At 74.5% G+C, this 24,091-nt stretch carries 20 protein-coding genes; 11 read left to right on the top strand and 9 right to left on the bottom strand.

The annotated features are described in order from the left end of the window. Nucleotides 1–15: 15 nt before the first annotated feature. The 7 genes from ACWGH0_RS14390 to ACWGH0_RS14360 form a co-directional block, all read right to left on the bottom strand. Nucleotides 16–1,653 (bottom strand): phytoene desaturase family protein, encoded by a 1,638-nt coding sequence (locus ACWGH0_RS14390; RefSeq protein WP_453404471.1) that lies wholly within the window; start codon nucleotides 1,651–1,653, stop codon nucleotides 16–18. 30 nt (nucleotides 1,654–1,683) lie between these two features. Next, complete coding sequence (locus tag ACWGH0_RS14385; RefSeq protein WP_453404470.1) at nucleotides 1,684–2,142, bottom strand: SRPBCC family protein; 459 nt, start codon at nucleotides 2,140–2,142, stop codon at nucleotides 1,684–1,686. Between the two features lie 172 nt (nucleotides 2,143–2,314). Next, complete coding sequence (locus ACWGH0_RS14380; protein ID WP_453404469.1) at nucleotides 2,315–3,973, bottom strand: catalase; 1,659 nt, start codon at nucleotides 3,971–3,973, stop codon at nucleotides 2,315–2,317. A gap of 253 nt (nucleotides 3,974–4,226) precedes the next feature. After that, nucleotides 4,227–5,432, bottom strand: a complete 1,206-nt coding sequence (locus ACWGH0_RS14375; protein ID WP_453404468.1) for a type III PLP-dependent enzyme — start codon at nucleotides 5,430–5,432, stop codon at nucleotides 4,227–4,229. Further along, the gene (locus ACWGH0_RS14370) at nucleotides 5,429–7,186 is read right to left on the bottom strand and encodes an IucA/IucC family protein (RefSeq protein WP_453404467.1); all 1,758 of its coding nucleotides are present in this window, start codon (nucleotides 7,184–7,186) and stop codon (nucleotides 5,429–5,431) included. Before ACWGH0_RS14370 ends, ACWGH0_RS14375 begins: the two co-directional genes overlap by 4 nt. Nucleotides 7,187–7,305: 119 nt before the next feature. Next, nucleotides 7,306–9,039 (bottom strand): IucA/IucC family protein, encoded by a 1,734-nt coding sequence (locus ACWGH0_RS14365; protein WP_453404478.1) that lies wholly within the window; start codon nucleotides 9,037–9,039, stop codon nucleotides 7,306–7,308. A 230-nt stretch (nucleotides 9,040–9,269) separates the two neighbouring features. Continuing rightward, complete coding sequence (locus ACWGH0_RS14360) at nucleotides 9,270–10,460, bottom strand: ATP-grasp domain-containing protein (protein ID WP_453404466.1); 1,191 nt, start codon at nucleotides 10,458–10,460, stop codon at nucleotides 9,270–9,272. Nucleotides 10,461–10,638: 178 nt separating this feature from the next. Here ACWGH0_RS14360 and ACWGH0_RS14355 point away from each other — a divergent pair, with 178 nt between their 5' ends. Further along, complete coding sequence (locus tag ACWGH0_RS14355; RefSeq protein ID WP_453404465.1) at nucleotides 10,639–11,505, top strand: (2Fe-2S)-binding protein; 867 nt, start codon at nucleotides 10,639–10,641, stop codon at nucleotides 11,503–11,505. A 10-nt stretch (nucleotides 11,506–11,515) separates the two neighbouring features. On the opposite strand, the gene ACWGH0_RS14350 is transcribed toward ACWGH0_RS14355, so the two are convergent. Then, a complete protein-coding gene (locus ACWGH0_RS14350) occupies nucleotides 11,516–11,740 on the bottom strand; it encodes a hypothetical protein (protein WP_453404464.1) in 225 nt (74 codons plus the stop codon). A gap of 141 nt (nucleotides 11,741–11,881) precedes the next feature. On the opposite strand from ACWGH0_RS14350, the gene ACWGH0_RS14345 reads away from it, so the two are divergent. Both ACWGH0_RS14345 and ACWGH0_RS14340 read left to right on the top strand, forming a co-directional pair. Further along, nucleotides 11,882–12,340, top strand: a complete 459-nt coding sequence (locus ACWGH0_RS14345) for an RrF2 family transcriptional regulator (RefSeq protein ID WP_453404463.1) — start codon at nucleotides 11,882–11,884, stop codon at nucleotides 12,338–12,340. A gap of 168 nt (nucleotides 12,341–12,508) precedes the next feature. Next, nucleotides 12,509–13,783, top strand: a complete 1,275-nt coding sequence (locus ACWGH0_RS14340) for an acyl-CoA dehydrogenase (RefSeq protein ID WP_453404462.1) — start codon at nucleotides 12,509–12,511, stop codon at nucleotides 13,781–13,783. 97 nt (nucleotides 13,784–13,880) lie between these two features. Here ACWGH0_RS14340 and ACWGH0_RS14335 read toward each other — a convergent pair whose 3' ends face one another. Beyond that, entirely contained in the window at nucleotides 13,881–14,369 is a 489-nt protein-coding gene (locus tag ACWGH0_RS14335; RefSeq protein ID WP_453404461.1) for an isochorismatase family protein, read from the bottom strand. 466 nt (nucleotides 14,370–14,835) lie between these two features. Between ACWGH0_RS14335 and ACWGH0_RS14330 the strand changes: the two genes are divergently transcribed. From ACWGH0_RS14330 to ACWGH0_RS14295, 8 genes are all read left to right on the top strand, one after another. Further along, nucleotides 14,836–16,965 carry a hypothetical protein gene (locus ACWGH0_RS14330; protein WP_453404460.1) on the top strand — a complete coding sequence of 710 codons (2,130 nt, stop codon included), beginning with the start codon at nucleotides 14,836–14,838 and terminating at the stop codon, nucleotides 16,963–16,965. Between the two features lie 77 nt (nucleotides 16,966–17,042). Further along, entirely contained in the window at nucleotides 17,043–18,548 is a 1,506-nt protein-coding gene (pelF, locus tag ACWGH0_RS14325) for a GT4 family glycosyltransferase PelF (protein ID WP_453404459.1), read from the top strand. Further along, on the top strand, nucleotides 18,545–19,903 hold the full coding sequence (locus ACWGH0_RS14320) for a hypothetical protein (protein WP_453404458.1): 1,359 nt from the start codon (nucleotides 18,545–18,547) through the stop codon (nucleotides 19,901–19,903). The genes pelF and ACWGH0_RS14320 overlap by 4 nt, the downstream gene beginning before the upstream one ends. A 42-nt stretch (nucleotides 19,904–19,945) precedes the next feature. Continuing rightward, entirely contained in the window at nucleotides 19,946–20,953 is a 1,008-nt protein-coding gene (locus ACWGH0_RS14315; RefSeq protein ID WP_453404457.1) for an SDR family NAD(P)-dependent oxidoreductase, read from the top strand. A gap of 32 nt (nucleotides 20,954–20,985) precedes the next feature. Continuing rightward, a complete protein-coding gene (locus ACWGH0_RS14310) occupies nucleotides 20,986–21,699 on the top strand; it encodes a nucleotidyltransferase family protein (RefSeq protein ID WP_453404456.1) in 714 nt (237 codons plus the stop codon). A 7-nt stretch (nucleotides 21,700–21,706) separates the two neighbouring features. Further along, entirely contained in the window at nucleotides 21,707–22,615 is a 909-nt protein-coding gene (locus ACWGH0_RS14305; protein WP_453404455.1) for an NAD-dependent epimerase/dehydratase family protein, read from the top strand. A 50-nt stretch (nucleotides 22,616–22,665) separates the two neighbouring features. Beyond that, nucleotides 22,666–23,310 (top strand): spherulation-specific family 4 protein, encoded by a 645-nt coding sequence (locus ACWGH0_RS14300; protein WP_453404477.1) that lies wholly within the window; start codon nucleotides 22,666–22,668, stop codon nucleotides 23,308–23,310. Next, nucleotides 23,307–24,086 (top strand): endo alpha-1,4 polygalactosaminidase, encoded by a 780-nt coding sequence (locus ACWGH0_RS14295; protein WP_453404454.1) that lies wholly within the window; start codon nucleotides 23,307–23,309, stop codon nucleotides 24,084–24,086. The genes ACWGH0_RS14300 and ACWGH0_RS14295 overlap by 4 nt, the downstream gene beginning before the upstream one ends. Nucleotides 24,087–24,091 lie beyond the last annotated feature (5 nt).

Here is a 24,091-nt window from a genome sequence, read left to right as displayed (position 1 = left end):
GGACCAGGACGCGCCTCACCCCGGGTCCGGGCCCGCCCGTTCGCCGCTCCTGTCGCGCCGGCTGAGCAGGCGCTGGGTACGGCTGAGCACGCCGCCCACCGAGCGGGCGCGCAGCGCCGCCCTGGCCGCGTTGGCCCCCGGGGCGCCGTGGACGCCGCCGCCGGGGTGTGCGCCGGCCGAAGCGAGGTAGAGCCCTGCCACGGGGGTCTCGGGGCGGCCCGTGCCGGGGACCGGGCGGAAGAAGAGCTGCTGGTGGACGGCGGTCGTGCCGCCGTTGATGGCGCCGCCGTGGAGGTTCGCGTCCATCGCCTGCATCGTGGCGGGCGAGAGCACGCGGCGGGCCCGGATCCTGGCCCGGAAACCCGGCGCGTACCGCTCGACCTGGGCCTCCACCCGGTCCGCCATCGCCTCGCGCTCGCGCTCGTCCCAGGTCCCGGTGAGGCCGTCGCCGCCCGCGTCGCCCTTGATCACGTGCGGGACGTGGGTGTAGGCCCAGGCCGACTCGGTGCCCGCCGGCGACCGGGAGGCGTCGGCCGTCGTCATCTGGCCGAACAGCGCGAAGGGCTCGTCCGGCACCTGGCCCATGGCGATCTGGGCGGCGAACCGGGTGAGCCCGTCGACCCCGTCGGCCAGGTGCACGGTGCCCGCGGTCGCTGCCTGCGGCGCGGTCCACGGCACCCGGCCGTCCAGCGCCCAGTCGACCTTGAAGGTGGCGAAGTCCCACTGGAAGCCGCGCAGGTCCCGCACGAACCGGCTCGGCAGGTGCCGCACGTCGACCAGGCCGCCGTACAGGTCCGGAACGGCCACGTCCGCCAGTACGGCCCGACGCGCCGGCACCCCCTCGCCGCCCGCCGTGCGCACGCCCACGGCACGTCCCGCCCGTACGACGACCTCGGCGACGCGTTCGCCGCAGCGCACCGCCCCGCCCCGGGACTCCAGGCGTCGTACGAGCGCGGCGGTGAACTCGCCCGCGCCGCCGGTCGGCACGGGAAAGCCGTGACTCTGGCCGAGCATCGACATCAGCCAGCCGTAGCCTCCGCTGCCCGCCGCCTCCGGGGCCAGGTCCGCGTGCAGGGCGTTGCCGGCGAGCAGCAGCCGGCCCCCCTCGCCGCGGAACTCCTCCTCGCCGAGCCGGCGTACCGGCAGCATCATCGTGCGGGCGAGGCGCAGGCCGCCCGCGCCGCGCAGCCGGACCGCGAGGCGGGCGGCGGGGCGCACGGGCGGGAAGGGGGTGAAGAGGGCACTGAGGATGTCCGGGCGGAGCCGGTCCCAGATGTCGTACAGCCCCTGCCACGCCGCGCCGTCACCGGCGGCGAACTCGTCAAGACCGGCGACGGTGTCCGCGGCGCCGCGTTCCAGGACCGCGCACCGGCCGTCGGCCAGCGGATGCGCCAGCACGCTGGGGGCGTGGCTCCAGCGCAGTCCGTGCTCGTGGAGGCGCAGGCGGGCCAGGACGGGCGAGGCCGCGGCCAGTGGATAGAACGCGCTGAAAAGATCGCTGACGTAGTCGGGGTGCACCCCCCGGTCGCTGCGGACCGCGCCGCCGGGCTCGGGCTGGGCCTCCAGCACCTCGACGGTCCAGCCCGCGTCGGCCAGCAGGTTCGCGGCGACGAGCCCGTTGGGGCCCGCGCCGACGACTACGGCGTCCGGCATCGCTCCTCCTGTTCACCCCGGCCACGCGCTTCAGGACGGCGCGTTCGCGCCGCTGCGGCTGCTGCTCTCGACGACCTTGGCGAGTCTGCCCAGCATGCTGCGGTGGCGCAGCTGGATCACGGCGTCGAGCGCCGTGTTGTGCAGGGCGCCGCCGATGCCGCGCAGGGGGTGCTCGTCGAGGACGACCAGGGCGTCGTCCCCCCAGGGGCGGACCTCGATGGCGATCCTCGCCGTGCCGAGCGCGCCGCTTTCGGCCTCCAGCTCGATCTCGTGCGGCGGCTCGCTGCGGCGGACGACGGTCCGCCCGGTCAGCCTCCACGGCCCGATGTGCACCGCGTACTCGATGGACGCGCCGACGTCCGGCCAATGGCCCTCGGCCGGGCGCGAGTCGGCGGTGCCGACGACCCAGTCGCTGTAGCGCGAGCCGTCGGACAGGACCTTCCACACCGCCTCGGGCGACGTGCGGATCAGCTGATGACGTACGGCCATGGGTCCTCCAGCGCCTGGGCGGAAACGATCAGCGGCCCCCGGGTTCCCAGCCTAGGGCGGGACATTCCCGCCGACCTCCCGGAGACGGCGAACGGGCCCGGCGGGTGGCCTCCGCACGTACACGCGGCGTGTACGCGCCGGGGCCGCCCGCCGGGCCCGGGTCCGGCGGTCGTCAGCGGGTGACGACGTGCCGTTCGTTGGGTACGCAGTGCGTCATGGTCAGACCGGTCACGTCACGCGGCGGGTTGTCGCCCAGGTTCGCGAGCCGCTTCCGGTCGTCGTCGGTGAGGTCCTGGCTGGCCAGCGGCTCCAGACCGGCCACGTCCCGCGGGGCGATGCCGAGCCCTTCGCCCACCCGCAGGCCGAGCTCGTTCTCGACGAGCAGGAAGTGCCACACCATCCGCTCCTGCACGGGACGGTCGCAGTCCGAGAGCAGGGTGACGAAGTTGTGCACCAGGTCGTCCCGCTCCCAGTCCTCCATGAGCCGGAAGCGCTGGCCGGCCTGCATGTAGTCGTTGGTGCGCGGAATGCGCTTGCGCGTGAGCCGGCCGCGGATCTCGGGGCCCTGCTCGTCGTGCGTGGGGTACTGGTCCTCGCGCAGACCGCCGGTGATCGACGGTTCGTAGTTGACGCTCGGGTTCTCCCCGGCCCCGTCGACGTGGTACGTCATCAGGCCGTCGCGCTGGTTGGTGCGCACGTCGGCGTTCTTGGCCTGGTTGACGGGAAGCTGGAGGTAGTTCGGCCCCACGCGGTACCGCTGGGTGTCGCTGTAGGAGAACGTACGGCCGACCAGCATCTTGTCGTCGGAGAAGTCCAGGCCGTCGACCAGCACACCGGTGCCGAAGGAGATCTGCTCGTTCTCGGCGAAGAAGTTGTCCGGCATGCGGTTGAGGACCATCTTGCCGACCGGCTTCGGCGGGAAGTCCTGCTCGGGCCAGGTCTTCGTGTCGTCGAGCGGGTCGAAGTCCAGCTCCGGGTGGTCGTGGTCCTCCATCATCTGGACGACCAGCTCCCACTCCGGGTACTCGCCCCGGCCCACCGCCTCGTAGAGGTCCTTCGTGGCGTGCCCGAGCCCCTCGGCCTGTACGTTGGCCGCGTCCTCCTCGGTCATGCTGCGTACGCCCTGCTTGGGCAGCCAGTGGTACTTGACCAGGACGGACTGGCCCTCGGCGTTGATCCACTTGTACGTGTTGACGCCGAAGCCCTGCATGTGCCGGTAGTCCGACGGGATGCCGCGGGGGCTGAACAGGTTGACGAGCATGTGCATGCTCTCGGGGGTCTGCGACATGAAGTCGAAGATCCGCCGGGGCTGTTGCTCGAAGCTGACCGGGTTCGGCTTGAGTGCGTGGATGACGTCGGGGAACTTGATGGCGTCGCGGATGAAGAAGACGCCGAGGTTGTTGCCGACGAGATCCCAGTTGCCGTCCTCGGTGTAGAACTTCACCGCGAAGCCGCGCGGGTCGCGGGCCGCCTCGGAGGAGTCGCGGCCCCCGATCACGGTCGAGAAGCGCACGGCCAGGTCGGTGCGCCTGCCGCGCTCCTGGAAGAGCTTCGCCCGGGTGTAGCGGCTGATCGGCTCGTCGCCCCACGCTCCGTACGCCTCGAAGTAGCCGAAGGCGGTGACGCCCCGGGCGTGCACGACGCGCTCGGGGATGCGTTCGCGGTCGAAGTGGCTGATCTTCTCCAGGAACTGGTAGTTCTCCAGGGTGGCCGGTCCCCTGGCTCCCACCGTGCGCTGGTTCTGGTTGTCGTAGACCGGGTGGCCCTGCCGGTTGGTCAGTACCTTCCGGTCATCGTCCGGGGACGGGCCCTTGCCGGATACATCCGTCACGATCTTCAACCCCTTCTATGCCCTTTTTGTGCCGATTACTCCACACTATTCCCCTTCGCGCGGAAGCCCGGCTCGCCCGAAGGTGTGGCGGAGGTGCGCCGCCGTCCCGCCAGTACCCCTCGGCACCGAAGTCATACGGCCGCCCGGCGGAATCCGGCCCCGGTGCGGCGGTCCACCGCACGAGGCCCCGTGATCGGCGCCGCTGCGTGTCCGCTCGTGCGCGATCCGGGCGGCGGGTGCGGCCGGCCGGCGGTCAGGCGCCGAGGTAGTGGAAGCCCGGGCGGGGGTGCATCAGGAAGTCGTGGTGCGAGATGTTCCACGCGTACGCGCCGGCGAGCGAGAAGGCCACCCGGTCGCCCGCCCGCAGACCCGCCGCCGGGACGCGGCGGGCCAGTACGTCCTTCGGCGTGCACAGCTGCCCGGTGAGGGTGACCAGGTCTCCCCGGGCCGCCGGGCGCGGCCAGGGGTGCGGCCAGGCGTCCACCGGCAGCACCGCGCACGGCTGGTCGTGCCCCTTGGTCGCCGGGGTGCGCAGGTGGTGCGTTCCGCCGCGTACGACGGCGAACTCCTCGCCGTGGCTGTGCTTCACGTCCAGAACCTCGGTCGCGTACCAGCCGCAGTACGCGGTGAGCGCGCGCCCCGGCTCGATGCGGAGGGTCAGGTCCGGGTGGGCCTCGGCCAGTTCGCCGAGGCCCCGGCCGTACGCGTCCCAGTCGAAGCGGCGCTCCGGCCGCGCGTAGTCCACCGTCATGCCGCCGCCGACGACGACCTCGGGGAGCCGTGCGCCGTGCCGGTGCGCGAGGGCGGTGGCCCAGGCCACCACGGACCGCGCCACCGCCAGCAGCTCCGGAGCCTCCAGGCCGCTGGCCAGGTGGGCGTGGACGCCCCGGGGCTCCAGCTGCGGGTACGTGCCGTCGGTGAGGAGCCGGACGACGGCGTCGGCCTCCGCCGGGTCGATCCCGAACGGCGTCGGACGGCCGCCCATCGCGAGGGCGCTCCGCTCCAGGGAGCCGTCGGGCACGGGCAGGTTGAAGCGCGGCAGCACCGCGACGCGCGTGCCGGGAACGGTGCGGGCGGCGAGCGCGGCCAGCATGTGCAGCTCGTACACGCTTTCCACGTGGAAGCGGCCCACGCCCGCCCGGAGCGCGGTCGTGATCTCCGCGGGGGTCTTCCCCGGGGCGCCGAAGGCCAGGCGGTGGCCGGGGACGGCGTGGTGGACGTGGGTGAGTTCGCCGCCGGACGAGACCTCGTAGCCGTCCACGTAGGGGGCCAGCGCGGCCAGGATCTCGGGGTCGGGGTTGGCCTTCGCGGCGTAGTACAGCTCGACGCGGGCGGGCAGAGCGGCCCGTACCGCCCCGGCGTGCTCCCGCAGCGCCGCCAGGTCGTAGAGGTACGCGGGCAGCCCCTCGGCGGGCAGGGACAGGGCGCGGTCGCGCACGGCGGCGGTGGGGGGTGTCATCGGGTGTTCCAGGGGGTGTCGGCGCCGGTCGCCCCGGAGAGGACGTCCTCGGCGAGCGGGGAGGGGAGCCGTACGTAGCCGGCCTCGCGGTCGGCCTTGCGCTCCCAGCGGGTGAGCAGATTGGCCTTGGCCGGCAGCGGCACGCCCGCGAGCAGGGCGGCGAGCCGGGGCGGCCGGTTGTGCCGGTCGGCGCAGCCGCGCAGCACCGCGCGGACCCGCGCCCACAGGGCGGGTTCGGTGGCCGGGTGCAGGTCGGCGAGGGCGGCGAGCATCTCGGCGACGTGGTTCACCAGCAGGCAGTAGACCACCCGGTCCCAGCCGCGCTCCGCGTCGTACGTCAGGGGGGCGGCCACGTCGGCCGGGAGCGCCGCGAGGGCGTCCGCGTGGTGCTCGGGGAGGAGCTTCACGCCCTCCAGGTCGCGCAGCAGCACCTGGACGGGCATGCCGTCGTCGTCGACGCAGACGACGACGTTCTGGAGGTGCGGCTCCAGCACGACGCCGTGGTCGAAGTAGGCGGCGATGACGGGCGGCAGGAGCAGTCCGAGGTACGCGTCCCACCAGTCCAGCGCGGTCTGCGGGCCGCCCCCGCCGACGAGGTGGGAGATGTGGCCGGGCCCCGTCGGGTACTCGTCGGCGACGGCGGCGGCGAGCAGCGCGGTGGTGCCGGGGAGCCGGTGCCGCGGCAGGCCCTCGCGGACGATCACGCCGAAGCCTTCCAGCAGGGCGAGGTCGGGGACGCCGTCGGGCCCGGGGAGGGCCAGGCTGCGGTACGCGGGCTCGCGGAGCAGGGCGGCGGCGGGGAACTCGGCCGCCAGGGCGGCCAGCGCGGGCCGCAGGATGCGGGTCAGGGCGACGGCGCCGGCCAGCTCGTACCGCGCGCTCCTGCGCACGCAGTTGGTGATGCGGACGTTGAGGCTGAACTTCAGGAACGTCTCGCCGTCGTACAGCGTGCGCACGGACGCGGTGGCGGCGAACGGGGCTCCGCCCTCGCCCAGGTCGAGGACGTCGCCGCGGGCCGTCGCCGCCCGCAGCAGGGGGTGCTCGCGCAGCAGCCCGTACTGCCAGGGGTGGGCCGGCAGCAGCCGGTAGCCGGGCGGTACGCGCGGCTCCTCGTCCCCGAGCCGGTCCAGCGGCGCGGCGGCCCCGGGCCCGGCGATCTCCTCGGCGATCAGCTCCTCGCGCACGGCGAGACGGCGCAGCGGGAAGGAGGCGGCCGCCTCGGGGGCGTACGACGACCAGGCGCCGGGGTCGCCGGTGCGGGCCTTCGGGGTCGGGTGGAAGCGGTGGCCGAGGAGGAGCGACTGCTCGGAGGCGAGGTACGTGCGGTGGCGGCCCTCGGGGCGCGGGCGCGGGCCGGCCGCCAGGGCGGCGCGTACGCCCCGGTGGCTGGAGGCGACCTGCTCCAGGAACTCCTCGTTGCGCACGCCGGTGCGCAGGGAGAGCTCGGCGTGCGCGTAGCCGGCGAGCCGGCGCCAGTCCACCTCGGTCCAGGCGTCGCCCCGCCGTTCGGTCACCGGGCCGGTGAAGCGGTGCGCGCCGAGGAGCGAGGTGCGGCGCAGCGCGACCCTCAGGAGCACGCCGCAGCGGGGCAGGCGCAGCAGGAGCCGACCGTCGGAGACGGCGGTCTGGTGCTCGGGGCCGGACAGCTCCCGCAGCAGGCAGTTCAGGAGGGTGTGGGCCACGGCCTCGTCGGCGGTGGGCAGGCCCCTGGGGGCGGACGCGTGACGGGGCGAGGCGCCGGTGGGCAGTGTCATCGACGGCTCCTGCGAGAACGGTACGTACGGCGGATCGGTGCGCGGCGGACGGCCGGCGGCCCGAGCGGGGGCGGTCGCGGGGCCTTCCGGCGCGGACGGCCGGGGGCGGCCGGCCGGGGTCATCCCGTGTCCCCGGTCCTGGCGAGGTAGTTGGGGCCGTCGGTGTAGTGCTTGTTGATGTCGGCGGCGCCCGAGCGCTCCTTGCTGAGCAGGGTGCCCGCCGTGACCATGGCCTTGACGGGCAGGCGGGCGGCGTCGAGCACCCGGGCGCGCAGCACCGCGCCGGGCTCGCCGGGTGCGGCGCCGAGGCGGCCGACGGCCTCGGCCAGCCGGTCGCGTACGAGCGTCAGCAGCGTGTCGAGGGGTGCCCGGCCGTGCCGCGCGAGCCCGAAGGCGTACGCGCCCGCGCAGAGGTGGACCGTGATGGTGGTGAACAGGTCGGTGAGCTCCCGGTCGTCGTCCGTGAAGATCCGCGGGTCGGCGAAGTCGGCCGGACCGGGGGCGTCGGGGCCGAGGGTCGCGCGCAGCCGGGCGGTGTGCAGGCGGGGCCCGTCGTTGTCCTTCAGGAGAAGCCGCAGCCGGGGCGCGCCCGGGCCGGGGTCGAGCACGAGGGAGATGTTCTGCTGGTGGGACTCCAGCGCGACACCGTACGCGAACAGTGTGGTCTGCCAGTCGAGGAGGACGGTCAGGACGGCGTCGAGCAGGGCGACGGGGTCGCCGCCGTAGAACCGGTCGGCGAGGTGGTCGATCACGAGCCTGCCGTCGGGGGCCTCGCTCAGCAGCGCGGCCATGGGGACGACTACCGAAACGTCGAGGCCCCGTGGGAGGCGGCGGCAGAGTACGGCGAGGAGTTCGTGGCCCGCGTGGACGTGCGTCGTCTCGTCGGCGAGCAGGACCGTCTGCGCGAACCGCGGCTCCCGGGCGATCACGCGCTCCAGCAGCCGCTGTCCCGCCGCGCCGTCGACGAGGGTGCCGGGCTTCATGGTCCGCCGGTTGCGCAGCCCCAGGGACGAGGTGGCGAGCGGCACCTTGAGGTGGAGGGCGGGGTCTGCCGTGAGGGCGACCGTGCGCATCGACAGCGTCGGCACGGCTTCCAGGTACGGCCGTTCGGCCAGGACGGCGTGGTCGGTCAGCCCGGTTCGGCGCAGGGCCTCGCGCAGCGGGGCGCCGGCCGTCAGGGGGTGGACCGCGAGCGCCACATGGCTGCGGTCGAGGTGGGGCAGGCCGAGGAGGGCCGGGGTGGGCCAGCAGCCGGGCAGCCCCACCCGGCCGGGCGTCAGGGTGAGCGCGTCCCGGGGGACGGCGATCCAGCGGAGCCCGAAGCGGGGGTGGAACTCCGGCCCGTACGCGCGAAGCTGCGGGCGGCCGAGGCCGGACCGGCCGCGCGCGGTCGGGTAGACGGGGTGGTCGTGGTGCGCGGCGAGGGTGTCGAGGGCGAGGCCGCCGGCCGGGCCGGTCCAGTGGGCGGGTGCGGTGCCGTACCGGTCGGTGAGGGCCCGCAGCACGTCCGCGCGTGTCTCGGTGTGCAGGCGGACGGTGTCGAGGGTCTGCCGGCACTCCTCGGCGAAGTCGTCGAAGCCGCCGCGGTCGGCGGGGTCGGCCAGCGCGCGCAGCGCCGCGAGGACCTCGTCGGTGGTGGCGAGGACGGCCCCGTCGGACTCCCGTCGCAGCAGCGGGAGCCGGGCGGCGTCGGCGCACTGGAATCCGTCGGCGACGACCGGCAGCAGCAGCGCGTCCCCGTCGGCGGCGGGCAGTCTCAGCCAGCGGCCGTCCGGCAGCCGCACGGGAACGCCGCGCGTGCGCAGGCCGACGACGTCCTCGCGCAGCAGGGCGCTGAGGACGCGCAGGAGCAGCGCCGCGTCGTCGGCACGGGCGGCGGCGGTCGCTGCGGGCGGTGACGCGGGGGCGGGCGCGGGCCCTGCCGGTGACGCGGCACGGGGGACGGTCGCGGGCAGTGGAGCGGTCGGCGGGGACGCGGCGGCGGGGACGGTCGTGGGGGGTGAGACGGCCGACGGCGACACGGTATCGGGGACGGTCGTGGTCAGTGAGGTGGACGGGCGCGGTGACGCGGCATCGGGGACGGTCACGGGGTGAACTCCCAGCGCTGCGCGGCCAGGAACTCCGTCGCGGCCCGGTCCACGGCCGCCTGGTCGTCGCCGAGGGTCCGCAGGACGCCGAGGTAGTCGCGGTTGGTGTGGTGCAGTGGGTGGCGCTCCCCCACCTCGCGCAGCGGCCGGTAGGCCAGCCGTACGCCGTCGACGGTCAGGTCGGCGGCCGGTGGAGCCGCGACGAGCGTTCCCGCGCTCTCCGCGCACGGGTAGTCGACGCGGGCCCGCCCGTCCGTGCGCGTCACCAGGGCGCCCGGGAGCGGCTCACCCAGGTGCGTCCGCAGGATGTGCTCGAACAGCGGTGTGCCGAGCAGTTCCCGCAGCAACAGGTCGCACTGGTCACCGATGACCCGGTAGTTCACCTCGATGATCCGCGCCCGGCCCTCGTGCACCACGAACTCGGTGTGGCAGGCGCCGAAACCGACGCCGAGGGCGTCGAGCTGCGCGAGCACCTGGGCGACGACGGGCTCCGGGTGCTCGGGGACGTACGTCAGGCGCGTCTCGATGAAGTACGGGGGCTGCGACACGTCGGTGCGGAAGCCGCCCAGCACCCGGAGCCGGTCGCCGTCGCCGAGGGTCTCCAGCGTGAACAGGTCGCCGGCGAGGTACTCCTCCACGACCAGAGCCGCTCCCGGCCGCCGCGCCCGTATCTCCCGGCAGCGCGCCAGCAGCTCGTCGGCCGACGCGGCCAGTACGACGTCCTCGCTGGCCACGCCCTCGCGCGGCTTGATCACACAGGGGTACGGAACCGGCCGTGCCGCCAGTTCCGCCGGGTCTTGACCCGCCGGGAGTTCGGCCGCCCACACCGCGTCCGCCCCGGTCGCGGCGAGACGTCTGCGCATCTCGGCCTTGTCCTTGGCGCGCAGGGTGGCCCGCCAGTCCTTGGCGGGGAGGCCGAAGTACGCGGCGGCCAGGGCGGCCTGGGTCTGGAGATGGTCGCTGTTGGTGAACACCGCGTCGGCCGGGTGGTGCGTGGCGATACGGGTGACGACGGCGCGGTAGTCGCGTACGTCGCACTCCAGGACCTCGACGTCCGGGGCGAGGCGCCGGTGGGGTTCCGGCCGGTCGGTGAGCAGGGTGATGTCGACGCCCAGCCGGCGCGCGGCGGGAAGGAAGCCCTCGGACACGGAATCGGTCGGATTCAGGGCAAGCAGGTACATCCGCACGGGCGGGAGCCCTTCCGGTCCGGGGGGTCGGGAGCCGACAGATTAAGTTAGGGCGACCTAACTCTGTCAACTTGAGTCCAAGACCGCACATCTGACGGCATGTCCGTCACACCACCCCGCACACCTCGTACTAAGGTAAGGCTGACCTTACGTTCGCGATGGTGATGGAGAGCTGACGATGCCGGTCCCGGCACCCACCGCGCCCGCCCCGGAGGCGAGCCATGCCGCACAGCCGGCCGTCGCGTCGGCCGCTGCGTACCGGCGCCTGGCCGGCGTCTGTCCGTCGTTGCGCGTGGAGGTCGTGCGCACGGCGGAGCCCGCCGACGGCTGGACCGACGGCGCGCGGCTGACGGCCGAGGCCGCGCGGCTCGACGCGTTCGTCGACGGGGAGGCCCGGCGCATCGAGGCCGCGCACGGCCACACCGCCCGCCCCGACGTCGCCGCCTCCCGGGCGCTGCACCACTACCTGTGGACGGTCTGCCTGCTGATGAGCGGCCCCTGGTACCTGGAACGGCGGGTACCGCTGCTCCGCCCCCGGGACGTGTACGTGGACCCCGGCACCGGGGACTTCGCCGTTGTGCCCGGCCCGTTCGCCTGCCTGCCGGACGACCCCGGCGCCCACTGTGCCGACGCGCGGGTGGTCCCCGACGAGGAGGCGCTGCGCGCCGCACTGCGGGCCGCCGTGGCCGATCACGTACGCCCGCTGCTCGGCGCGCTCGCGCCCCGGCTGCGCCGTGGGCCGCGCGTGCTGTGGGGCATGACGGGCGACGACCTGGTCTCCGGCATCTGGTACCTCGGGCGCATGCTGGGCGAGGAGGACCGGTCGGTGGAAGCCGCCACCGCGCTGCTGCCGGGGCCGGTGGCGCCGTTCCCCGGCGGCGCCGACTTCCGCCGGCTGCGGGCCGGCGGCGCCGGCCCGCAGCACACGACCCGTACGCGGCTGGGGTGCTGCCTCTACTACACGATCAGCCCCGGGAACGCCTGCCTGACCTGCCCCCGCGTCTGCGACGACGAGCGGCTGGCGCGGCTCGCGGCGCAGCCCTAGGAAGCGCCCTTCACAACCGGGGCTCCGCCCCCCAGTAGTCGGGACCGCCGCCCCGCCAGTCGATCAGCGGGGACACCACGGCCTCGGTGTCCTCCATGTCGAGCCCCGCGCGGCTCAGGAACTCCACCAGGTCGGGCAGGCCCGACGCGAGGCCGAGGTCCTCACCGCGCACGGTCACGCGACGACCGCTGTCGCCGAGCGGGGGGTGAACGATCACAGGCATGTGTCCGGACATGGCTCCAGCGTGCCCCGCGGCGACCCCGTACGCATCCGGACGGCGCGTGCGACGCCGTACGCATCCGGACGGCGGGCACGCCCCTGAGGCACCCCGACCACTCCCCCGTCCGCACCCGGACACGTGCGGAATAATGCGGGCATGCGGATTTCAGCCAAGGCGGACTACGCGGTGCGCGCCGCACTGCAACTCGCCGCTGCGCGGGACGCGGAGCCGCTCAAGGCGGAGGCCATCGCCGAGGCCCAGGACATTCCGCACAAGTTCCTCGAAGGCATCCTCAACGACATGCGCCGGGGCGGGCTCGTGGTCAGCCGGCGCGGCGGCAACGGCGGGTACCGGCTGGCCCAGCCCGCCGACGCCATCACCGTCGCGGACGTCATACGCGTCGTCGACGGGCCGCTCGTGTCGGTGCGCGGGGTCCGCCCGCCGGAACTGTCGTACACGGGACCGGCCGAGTCGCTGCTGCCGCTGTGGATCGCGCTGCGGGCCAACGTCCGCGAGGTTCTGGACAGGGTGACGCTGGCGGACCTCGTGTCGTCCGCGCTACCGGCCGCCGTGTCGGCCCTGGCCGAGCAGCCGGACGCCTGGACGAACCCCTGATCAGCCCGGCCCGCCGAACCGCCCGTCCGCCCGCCCGCCGACGCGGGGACCGCCGTCCCGAAGGCCGGAACTCGACGTCCACCTCTTGGTCACCCCCTTGGGGCGGGGGACCGCCTCTGGCAGTATCCCTACCAATCCAGTGGGAATACTAGGGATGGGGTCGCCGGGGTGAGCAGCGGAGTGCCGGGCAGATCTGCCGCGCGGGACAAGGCCGCGGAGGAGAACGAGGCCGCCGAGGAGGCGATATGGCCTCGCGTCGTCCGGGAGCTCGCGGACGACCTGGCGGCCGACGCCGTCGTCCGCGACCGTGCGGGCAAGCCGCCGTACGACGAGGCCGCCCGGCTGCGGGAGGCCGGGCTGCCCGCCCTGCTGACCCCGCCGGGCCCGGGACGCCCCGGCGCCGACTGGCGCACCGCCTGTACCGCGATCCGGGAGATCTCGGCGGCCGACAGTTCCATCGGCGAACTGCTCGCGCGCCACTACGCGTTGTCGTGGAGCGCCCGCTTCTTCGGCGCCCCGCCCGGGTGCGCGCCCTTCGAGAGCCGGGCCGTCGCGGAGCAGTGGCTGCTCGCCGGCAGTACGCGAGCGCCGGAGCAGGGCGGGGGCCCCGGCCTCACGCTCACTCCGTCCCGCGCCGGGTACGTGCTCAACGGCCGTCTGGACCTCCGTGCGGGCGCCACCGTGGCCGACCGGCTGATCCTCGGCGCGACGTGCGGAAGCACCGGTGAACCGCTGGTCGTCCTGGTCGACCCGGCTCACGGCGGGGTGCGGACCGACCCGGCGGACGAACGCCTCGGCCAGCGGCTCACCGGGGCCGGCGGCGTCGACTTCGACCACGTGCCCGTGAGCGCGGACGACGTGCTCGGAACCGTTCCGCGTGACGAGCACACCGCCACACCCTTCGGCTCCCTGTCCCCCGTCGCGCTCGGCCTGCTCCTCACGCACGTCGCACTGGGGATCGCGGAAGGGGCGCTGGCCGAGGCGCGGGACCTCAGCCGCACGGCGCCGCGCGCCCGGTCCGCCGCGCACGGAGGCGGCGGCGACGCGTACGCCGAGCGGCCGAGCGGCGACCCGTACGTACTGCTCGCGTACGGCGAACTGGCGACCGCCGCCCACACCGCGGCGGCCGTCGTCGAGCGGGCGACGGACGCCCTGGCGCGCGGACTGCTCGCCGGGCGGGAACTCGGTGTGGACGAGCGTGCGGACATCGCCGTCCTCGTCGCCGCCGCCGAGGCCGTGACGAGCAGGTGCGCCGCGCACATCACCGCCCGTGTCCTCGAACTCACCGGCGACGCGGGCCGTTTCGACGGCGGTACGGGGCTCGACCGGTTCTGGCGCAACGCGCAGGCGCTGACGGCACGGTTCTCCGCCGCCGACAGGCTCCGCGACGTCGGCGACCACTACCTCAGCGGAACACGTCCGCACCTCACCCGGAGCGCCTGACGCGCGCGGCGGCGCACGTCCGCCCCGGCCGACCGGCAGCACAGGCAGCGCGGGTTCGAGGCGCCCCGCCGCAAGTGCCCGCCGAACGCCCGCCGTTTCAGCCGTAGTCCGCCGTCTTCCGCACCTCGCCGAACCGGGGGAAGATCCGCTCCACGGCGAAGTCGTGCTCGTCCGCCGCGAATCCGGACATCGCGTCGGCGACGAACTCCACCTCGTAACCGTGGTCGCTCGCGGCTCGCGCCGTGGACTCCACCCCCATGGTGGTGACGAGTCCGGCGAGCACGACCGTGTCCACGCCGCGACCGCGCAGCCGGTCGTCGAGGCCGGTGCCGTGGAACGCCCCGACGGTGTTCTTCACGATCACGATGTCGCCCGGCAGCACCAGACCGTCGGCGAAACCGCTGCCGGAGGGCTGCTCGGCGACACCGGGGCGTTCCGCGCGGACCAGCGCCACCGGGCGGCCGCTCGCCCGGAACGCCTCGGCGAGACGGCGACAGCGCTCCAGCACCTCCTCACCGGTGTGCGGGGCCAGGGGCAGCGCGACGATGCGCGGCATCAGGTCGGTCAAGACGAGGGCACTGGTCACGGACCCGATCGTAGGCCCCGGCGCCGACAACGGCCGGGCTTTCACCGTATGCCCGTTCGCAGCACTCCCGTTCCCCCGCATGGCCGAATTCGACAAGTCGTGCGGGAACTTCTTCTCTGGTCTAGACCCTATGAGTGCGCCGGTCAGCGCGGTGGGTGCCACCGACGCCCGTGAGCTGTGACGGAGAAGCGGAATCGCCCTCACCGCGAATGCAGCGGGGGCGTGAAGTGGTCCGGTCCACGAGGCCCGGAGCTCGCCAGGTCACGTGCGTTTCTCGCCAGGTTTCACGACGCCCACACAAATTCTCCATGCATGACCCCACTATGTGATCCGACAGAGCGGGACGCGGGCGGCGGCTGTCCGAGCGCCCCGTCCGCTGGGGGCAGGGGCACGTCGGTCGCACGTCCGGCATGCCCTTTGCGGGAAGGGACCCATGCACCTCACAAGCCGTACGGTCCGATGGGCCATGAGATCCACGCTGGCCACCGCGCTCGCGACGACGTTCCTCGCGCCGGCGTACGCGGCCGAGGCGGCGCCCGTCACGCCGCGCGTCGACCTGCGCGTGCTGGTGGTGAGCGACGGCGGCCCCGCCACCGCGGCGATCACCGCCGAACTCGACGGCGCGGGCACGCCGTACACGACCGTCGACCTGACCCGCAACGACCGCCCCGTGATCAACGGCGGCTTCCTCGCCGACACGCTCGACGGCCGGCCCCGGGCCAAGTACCAGGCCGTGGTGCTGCCCAACGACAACCCGTTCGGTGCCGGTTCGTCGGAGATGCAGGCGCTGGTCGCGTACGAGAAGACCTTCGCGGTCCCCCAGGTGGACGCCTACACCTACGCCCGACCCGAGGTCGGTCTCGATTACCCGGCCAACGGCGGCTACAGCGGCTCCCTGGACGGCGTGCGCGCCGAGGTCACGCCCGCCGGCGCCGCCGGCCCGTTCGGCTACCTCGACGGCGGCATACCGTTCGAGGACAACTCACCCTCCGTCGGCGAGAGCTACGGGTACGCCGCCAGGCCACTGCCCGGGGCCGACTTCACCAGTTACGTCGAGGCGCCGGTGCCGGGCACCGGGGAGCGCGGTTCGATCGTCGGCGAGTACCGGCACGACGGGCGCCGCGAACTGGTCGTCGGCTTCGTCTACAACCAGTACCAGCAGCAGTTCCGGCTCCTCGCCCGCGGCATCGTGGACTGGATGACGCAGGGCGTGCGCCTGGGCGCGTCGCGCAACTACTTCGCGGTCCACGTCGACGACGTCTTCGCCGCCGACGACCGCTGGGACACCGAACTCAACTGCACCCCCGGCGACGTGGACTGCGCGCCCGGCCAGGGCGGTGAGCCGGACCCGATCCGGATGACGGCGGCCGACGCCGCGTACGCGACCCAGTGGTCGGCGGCCAAGGGCTTCACCCTGGACATGGCGTACAACGGCGGCGGCAGCGAGCTCTACAAGGAGGAGCACGGCGGCACGGACCCGCTGGCCCAGCAGCTCTTCGCCGACAAGAACGCCTACCGGTGGATCAACCACACGTACAACCACCCCTTCCTCGGCTGCGTCCAGGACGTCTCGGTCGTCCCGTGGGTCTGCGCCAAGAACGCCGACGGAAGCACCCGTTACGTCACCCGCTCCGAGATCTCCACCCAGATCAGGGAGAACCGGGCCTGGGCCCAGCGCGCGGGACTGCCGCTGGCGACGGGCGAGTTGGTGACCGGTGAGCACTCCGGTCTGAAGATCCTGCCGCAGCAGCCCGACGACAACCCGAACCTCGGTCCCGCCCTCGCCGACAACGCCGTCACCTGGCTCGGCTCGGACAACTCCCGCGACCGCGCCCAGCGCAAGGTCGGCCCGGCGCTCACCGTGCCGCGCTACCCGATGAACGTCTTCTACAACGCGGGCCGCGCCACCGAGCAGATCGACGAGTACAACTGGATCTACACCAGGGCGTCCGACGGCGGCAGCGGCGTCTGCGAGAGCGCGGCGGGCACCACCTGCCTGGACGAGCCGCTCGACACGGTCACCGGTTACGCCGACTACATCGTGCCGCTGGAGGCCCGCATCGCGCTGGGCCACGTCCTCGCCAACGACCCCCGGCCGCACTTCATCCACCAGTCCAACCTCGCCGAGGACCGCATCGCCTACCCGGTGCTGGACCGCGTCATCGACGACTACTCGGGCCTGTACGCCGCCAACACCCCGCTGGTCAACCTGCGCCAGCAGCAGATCGGCGCGGAACTGCGCGACCGGGCCGCCTGGAACACCGCCCTCAAGGCCGGGCAGGTGACGGCGTACCGCGTCGGCGACACGGTCACCGTCCGCGCGCCCGGCGGCGTCCGGGCGACCGCGACCATGCCCACCGGCACCCGGCAGAACGCGCTGCTCGGCACCGAGGCGTTCGGCAGCCCGTACGCCGGCTCGGCCTCCGGCTGGGTCTCGCCCGGACTCCTCCAGGACCGGGTGACGCTCACCCTGCCCGCCGGCGCCACCGCCACGGCCGCCTCGGTGGACCGGGCCGACCCGGTGCGGGCCCGCGCCCCGCGCCTGCCGGTGCCGGCCGGGGTGCGCGAGAGGGTGCCGTACGGCGTCACCGGCTGATCAGCGCCCGACCACCGCACCACCGCAGCCGTACTCGGCCGGCACCGCGCCGCATCTCCACGGGGGAACGTCTCGTCATGCCCGAAGTACTCCGCGTGCCGCCGTCCGGCGCGGCGCGGGTCACCCTCCTCACCGAGGGCACCTATCCGCACAGCCACGGGGGCGTCAGCGTCTGGTGCGACCAGCTCGTCCAGGGCATGCCCGACTTCGACTTCCGGGTGATCGCGGTGACCGGCACCGGCCGGGAGCCGCTCGCCTGGGAGCTGCCCGCCCACGTCGCGCCGCCCGTCACGGTCCCCATGTGGGGCCCGGACCCGGGCGGCAGGGCCCCGCGCGGCCGTCGCCGCAGACAGCTGATGGCGGCGTACGAAAACTTCCTGACCGCACTCCTCGACCCGGACGCCGAGGACCGGTTCGGGCCCGCGCTGTACGAACTGGCCCGCGCGGCAAGGGACGGGGAGCTCGCCCCCGCCCTGCGCACGGACCAGGCCGTCGGCGTCCTGGCCGCCGTGTGGGGCCGCCCGGGCCTGCCGGTCCACGCGGCCCGGCCGACCCTGCACGACGCCCTGACCGCCACCGACCTGCTGGAGCACGCGCTGCGCCCGCTCACCGCGGCGCCGCCCGAGCACGGCGTGTCCCACGCGGTGAGCGGAGGACTCGCGGTCCTGCCGGGACTGGTCGGGCGGCGGCTGCACGGCGTACCGCTGCTCCTCACCGAGCACGGCGTCTACCTGCGCGAGCGCTACCTCGGGTACCGCACCGGCCCCTACCGGTGGCCGGTCAAGGCGCTGCTCCTCGGGTTCTTCCGGCTGCTCGCGGAGGAGACGTACCGCACCGCGGACCTGATCACGCCGGGCAACCGCTACAACCGGCTGTGGGAGGAACAGGGAGGCGCCGCGCCGGAGTTGATACGCACCGTCTACAACGGCGTCGACCCGGCGGCCTTCCCGGCCGCCGGCCCCGAGCCGGAGGTCCCCACCCTGAGCTGGGCGGGGCGGGTCGACCCGATCAAGGACCTGGAGACCCTCATCAGGGCCTTCGCGCTGGTCAGGGCCGAGATGCCGGACGCCCGCCTGCGGCTGTTCGGTGGCACACCGCGCGGCGGCGAGGTCTACCGGGAGCGCTGCGAGGCGCTCGCGGCGGAGCTGGGGCACGCGGACGCCGTCGTCTTCGAGGGCCGGGTCGAGGACATACGGGACGCCTACGCGGCGGGCAACGCCGTGATGCTGTCCAGCATCAGCGAGGGTTTCCCGTTCACGCTCATCGAGGCCATGTCGTGCGGACGCGCCACCGTCTCCACCGATGTCGGCGGAGTGCGGGAGGCGGTCGGCGACACGGGTCTCGTGGTCCCGCCGAGGGAGCCCGAGGCCATGGCCCGAGCGGCCCTGGAACTGCTGCGCGACCCGGAACGCAGGGCCGCCATGGGGCAGGGCGCCCGGCTGCGGGTCATCGAGCAGTTCACGCTCCGGCAGACCATCGACACCTTCCGCTCCATCTACACCGAACTGGCCGCCGGGCGAGCCCGCGAAAGCGCGGACCTGACCGGGTGGCGGGCAGAGCGGCACGCCGGGGCCCTCGGATGAGCGGCCCGCTGCGCCTGCTGCCGGGCGAGGGCGGCAGCCTGCCCGCCCTGCCCCGGCAGCGGAAGGGGAACAGGGGGCGGCCGAGCTGGGCCGCCGATCCCATCGACGAGCTCGCGGAGCGGCTGATGGAGCCCGTGTCCGCCGCCGTCCACCCGTACGAGGTCGCCGCGCTGCTGGAGTCGGACGGACTGACGGGCGATCAGATCAGTACGCGCTACGGCCGTCCCGGTCTGTTCGCGCTCGCCGCCGACCTGTACGCCCGGGTGCCACGGCACTATCCCGAACCCGCGCCGGCCGCCGATCCCTGGCGTCCCGACACCCTGCGGTGCGCCGTGCGCGGGCTGGTCTTCTCGCTCCCCGGCCTGGCCTACGTGCTGGGGTCCCCCCTGCTGGAGGGCGCGGGGGCCGTCAGCGGGCTGGTCGCCGCCGGCCTGGTGGCGTGGGCGTGGAACCAGGCGCTCAGCCACCGGGCCCACGTGCGGCTGGCCGCCGCCGGAGAGGCCGCGGCGGGCCGCACGCTGCGGCTCGGCGCTCCCGCGGGGGCCCTGGCCGCCTCCGTGACGGGCCTGGCGCTCACCGGGCCGGGACAGGCGGGGGCCTTCGCCGCCGGGCAGTCCTGCTACCTGGGCGCGGCCACCGTGCTCCTGGTCCTCGGCCGCGAACGGACGCTCCTGCTGACCCTGCTGCCCGTCGCCGGGGGCGCCGCCGCCACGCTCTGGTGGCGCCCGCCGACCGCCGTGGCGGTGGCCGCGCTGCTCGCCACCGTCGGCCTCGCGACGCTCACGGCGGCCCGAGGGGTACGGCAGCCGGCCCCGCCCCCCGTGGCGGCGGGCGCGGCGCCGGGGCTCACGGCGTCCCTGCCGTACGGTCTGTTCGGCCTCGCCGCCGGGGTCCTCGCGATGCTCACGGGGGCGGCGGACCCGTACGCCGTGGTCGTCCTGACCCTCAGCATGGGCTTCGCCGAGTGGCTGCTCTACCGCTACCGGGGGCTCGCCGTCGCGGCCCTGCGCGCCAGCACCGCACCGCGCGACTTCGCCCTGCGGGCCGCCCGCGCCCTGGTGCTCTGCCTGGGCTCGTACGTCGCCCTGCTGGCCGCCGGCGCCCTGCTCACCGGGACGGGCGCCGCCCCGCTGCTCGGGCTCGGGGCGGTCCTGTGGACCGCCCTGCTGCTCCAGGCGTTCGGTGTGGCCTGGCCGCCGGCGGCGGTCTGTCTCGCGGCGGCCGCCGCGGAGGCCGCCGCCCCGGCGGCCGGGCTGCCGGCCCCGCTCGCCCAGCCGCTCTGCCGGACCGTCGCCGCCCTCGCCCTCCTGTACCTGGCCTGCCGGATCCTCGGCAGGCCCACCGCACACCGCTGAACCGCTCGCCTTCCCGTCCATCACCCCATGAGGAGCGTCCCCGTGACCGCACCAGCCCCGTCCCTCGTCGCCGTCACCGGCGCGGAGGGCTTCATCGGCTCCCACCTCACCGAGGCGCTCGTGGCGGCCGGCCACCGCGTCCGCGCGATGGCCCAGTACAACTCGTTCTCCTCGTACGGATGGCTGGAGACCCTGTCCCCCGAGACCCTGGACCAGGTCGAGATCGTCCTCGGCGACGTGCGCGACCCCGGCTCGGTCAACCAGCTCGTCGAAGGCGCCGAGGCCGTCTACCACCTGGCCGCCCTCATCGCGATCCCGTACTCCTACCAGGCTCCGCACAGTTACGTGGACACCAACGTGACGGGCACGCTCAACGTCCTGGAGGCGGTGCGCAGACACGGCACCCCGCGCCTGGTCCACACCTCGACGAGCGAGACGTACGGCACCGCGCAGACCGTGCCGATCACCGAGGACCACCCGATCAGCACCCAGTCCCCGTACGCCGCGTCGAAGGCCGGCGGCGACCGGCTCGCGGACAGCTACCACGCCAGTTTCGACACCCCCGTCGTCACCCTGCGCCCCTTCAACACCTTCGGCCCGCGCCAGTCGATGCGCGCGGTCATCCCGACCGTCATCGGCCAGGTCGCGGCCGGGGAGCGGACCATCACGCTCGGGGACCTCCGTCCCACCCGCGACTTCCTGTACGTCAAGGACACCGCCCGCGCCTTCCTCGCCGTCGGCACCGCGCCCGCCGAGGCGGTCGTGGGCCAGACCTTCAACGCCGGCACCGGCGGGGAGATCTCGGTGGGCGAACTCACCCGGCTCATCGGCAAGCTGATGGACGCCGACCTCGACGTACGCGAGGACGAACAGCGCATCCGCCCGGCCAACTCGGAGGTCATGCGCCTGGTCGCGGACGCCACGCGGCTGCGCACCGCCACCGGCTGGCGGCCGGAGCACGACCTGGAGCAGGGACTCGGCCACACCATCGACTTCTTCCGCGACCCCGGCAACCTCTCCCGCTACAAGACCGGCATCTACAACATCTGACCTCGACCGCACGCGACGTACAGGGGACTTCCATGCATGCAGTGATCCTCGCCGGTGGCAAGGGCGTTCGGCTGCGGCCGTACACGACGGCGCTGCCCAAGCCGCTCGTGCCCATCGGCGACCAGCACGCGATCCTGGAGATCGTGCTCCGCCAGCTGGCCGCGAGCGGCTTCACCAGCTGCACGATAGCCATCGGTCATCTGGGCCACATCATCCGCGCGTACGTCGGCAACGGCTCCCAGTGGGGCCTGCGGGTGGGCTACTCCACGGAGGACAGCCCGCTCGGCACCATGGGCCCGCTGCTCACCATGATGGACCGGCTGCCGGACGACTTCCTGGTGATGAACGGCGACATCCTGACCGACCTCGACTACGGCGAGGTGGTCCGCTCGCACCGCGCCTCCGGGGCCCCGCTCACGGTCGCCACGTACGCCCGCAAGGTCGCCATCGACTTCGGCGTCCTGACGACCGAGGAGGGCCGCGTCACCGGTTTCGCGGAGAAGCCGAGCATGGACTACCGGGTCTCCATGGGCGTCTACGGCCTCTCCCGGGAGACCCTTGCCGGCTACACGCCGGGCCTGCCGCTCGGCTTCGACGAACTGGTCCTCGACCTGCTCGCCGCCGAGAAGCCCCCGGCCGCCTACGAGTTCGACGGCTACTGGCTCGACATCGGCCGGCCCGACGACTACGACCGGGCCAACGCGGAGTTCACCACGTACCGCGGCCTGCTCCTCAAGGGGGCGTGAGCGGGACATGCGCCTTCTCGTCCTGGGCTCCACCGGATTCCTGGGCGGGCACACCGCCGAGCGGCTGCGCGCCCTGCCGGGCGTGCGGCTGCTCGACGGCGGCCGGTCCGCGTCCGCCGGTGTGCCCCTCGATCTGACCGCCGACCCGGAAGTCCTCGCGGACGCGCTGCGCCGGGCGGCGCCCGACGTCGTCGTCAACTGCGCGGGTCTGGTGTCCGGCAGCGCCGTGCGGCTGACCGACGTCAACGCCCGCGGGCCCGCCGCGCTCTGCGAGGCGATGGCCACCGCGGCGCCCGGCGCGCGCCTCGTCCATCTCGGCTCTGCGGCCGAGTACGGCCCGACAGCTCCCGGCGAGCCGGTCGCGGAGGACGCCGCCACCCGGCCCCAGGGCCCGTACGGGGCGACGAAGCTGGCGGGCACCGCGGCGGTGACCGCCGCGGGCATCGACGCCGTCGTCCTGCGCGTCTTCAACCCGGTGGGTCCGGGGGCGCCGGCCGCCGGGCTGCCCGGACGCCTCGCCGGGGAGCTGCGCCGGGCCGGGACGTCGGGAACCGTGCGGGTAGGTGACCTGTCGGCGTACCGCGACTTCGTCGACGCACGGGACGTGGCGGACGCCGTAGCCCTGGCGGCGACGGCCACCGGGCCGCTGCCGGCCGTGCTCAACATCGGCAGCGGCCGGGCCACCGCCGTGCGCGACCTGGCCCACGGGCTGGTGTGGGCCGCCGGGTTCACCGGCACGCTGGAGGAGACCGGCGGCGGCTCCGCCCGGTCGTCCGCGGTGTCCTGGCAGTGCGCGGACGTCACGGCGGCGCGGGCCGCCCTCGGCTGGGAGCCGCGGCGCGCTCTCGCGCGGTCGCTGTCCGACCTGTGGGCGGCCGGTCCCCGCGAGGCCCCCGTCGAAGCAGCCGCCCGGTGAGCGAGCGGCCGGGGCCGGCGTCCGTGCCGCCGGCGAAGCTGCTCGTCCCCATGTACGTCCACCCGGCCGTCGATCCCGACGCCTGGTGGACGCTCGTGGAGTCCGCGCCGCTGCTGTACGGCGTGGTGCTGAACATCGCGGACGGTCCCGGCGCCGCGCCGGAGCCGTCGTTCGCCGCCGCCGCCCGCGCCCTGCGGGCGGCGGGGGTGCCGCTGCTCGGGTACGCCGACACCGACTACGGCCGGCGGCCGCTGCGCGCGGTCACCGCCGACTTCGACCGCTACCGAGACTGGTACGCCACCGACGGCGTCTTCCTGGACCAGGCCGCCTCCGCCCCCGGAGCGGTGCGCCACTACCGGCGGCTCGCGCGGGCGGCGCGCTCCCGGGGCGGCCGTACGGTCGTGCTCAACCCGGGGACCCACCCGGCCCCGGGCTACGCGGCGGTCGCCGATCTGCTGGTCACCTTCGAGGGCGACTGGGCCGCGTACTCGGCGGCGCCCGCCGCGCCCGCGTGGACGTCGGCGCATCCTCCGGAACGCTTCTGCCATCTCATCCACGGCGTACCGGCCGGTCTTTCGGTGCTCGCCGCCCGCACGGCGGCGCTGCGCCGCGCCGCGGTGCACTGCGCGGTGCCCGGCCACGGGCCGAACCCCTGGTCGCTGCTGCCGCCCGCCCTGCGCCGGAGGGCCTCATGACCCGCGCGCGTCCGCTGTGCCTGCTGTTCCTGCTCGCGCTGCTCGCGGCGTGCTCGGCGCCCGAGCCGCGCCCCGCCGTGCCGTGGCGGCCGGCGGTCGGCACGGCGTGGCAGTGGCAGCTCGACGGGCACGTCGACGGCCGGGTCGACGTGCCCGTCTACGACATCGACGGATTCGAGAACGACGCCGCGACGGTGCGCCGGCTGCACCGGGACGGCCGCCGGGTCATCTGCTACGTCAACGCCGGGGCGTGGGAGTCCTTCCGCCCCGACAGCGGGGACTTCCCGTCCGCCGTCCGGGGCCGGGGCAACGGGTGGGCCGGTGAACGCTGGCTCGACATCCGGCGCCTCGACGTGCTGCGCCCGCTGATGGCGAAGCGTTTCGACATGTGCCGCGACAAGGGCTTCGACGCGGTGGAGCCGGACCTGATGGACGGCTACCTCAACGACACCGGCTTCCCCCTCACCGCCCGCCACCAGCTCGCGTACAACCGCATGCTGGCGGGCCTCGCCCACGCGCGCGGCATGTCGGTGGGGCTGAAGAACGACCTGCCGCAGATCACGGAGCTGGTGGGCGACTTCGACTTCGCGGTGAACGAGGAGTGCGCCCAGTACGACGAGTGCGCGGCGCTCGCCCCCTTCGTGAAGGCGGGGAAGGCGGTGCTGCACGTGGAGTACGCCCTGCCGGCGGGCGACTTCTGCGCGCGCTCCACCGCGCTGGGCCTGAGCTCGATGCGCAAGAAGCTGGACCTGGGGGTGTGGCGCCGTCCCTGCTGACGCGT

This window comes from Streptomyces sp. NPDC054887 (assembly GCF_053610585.1).
This window is presented reverse-complemented; position numbering and strand designations above follow the sequence as displayed.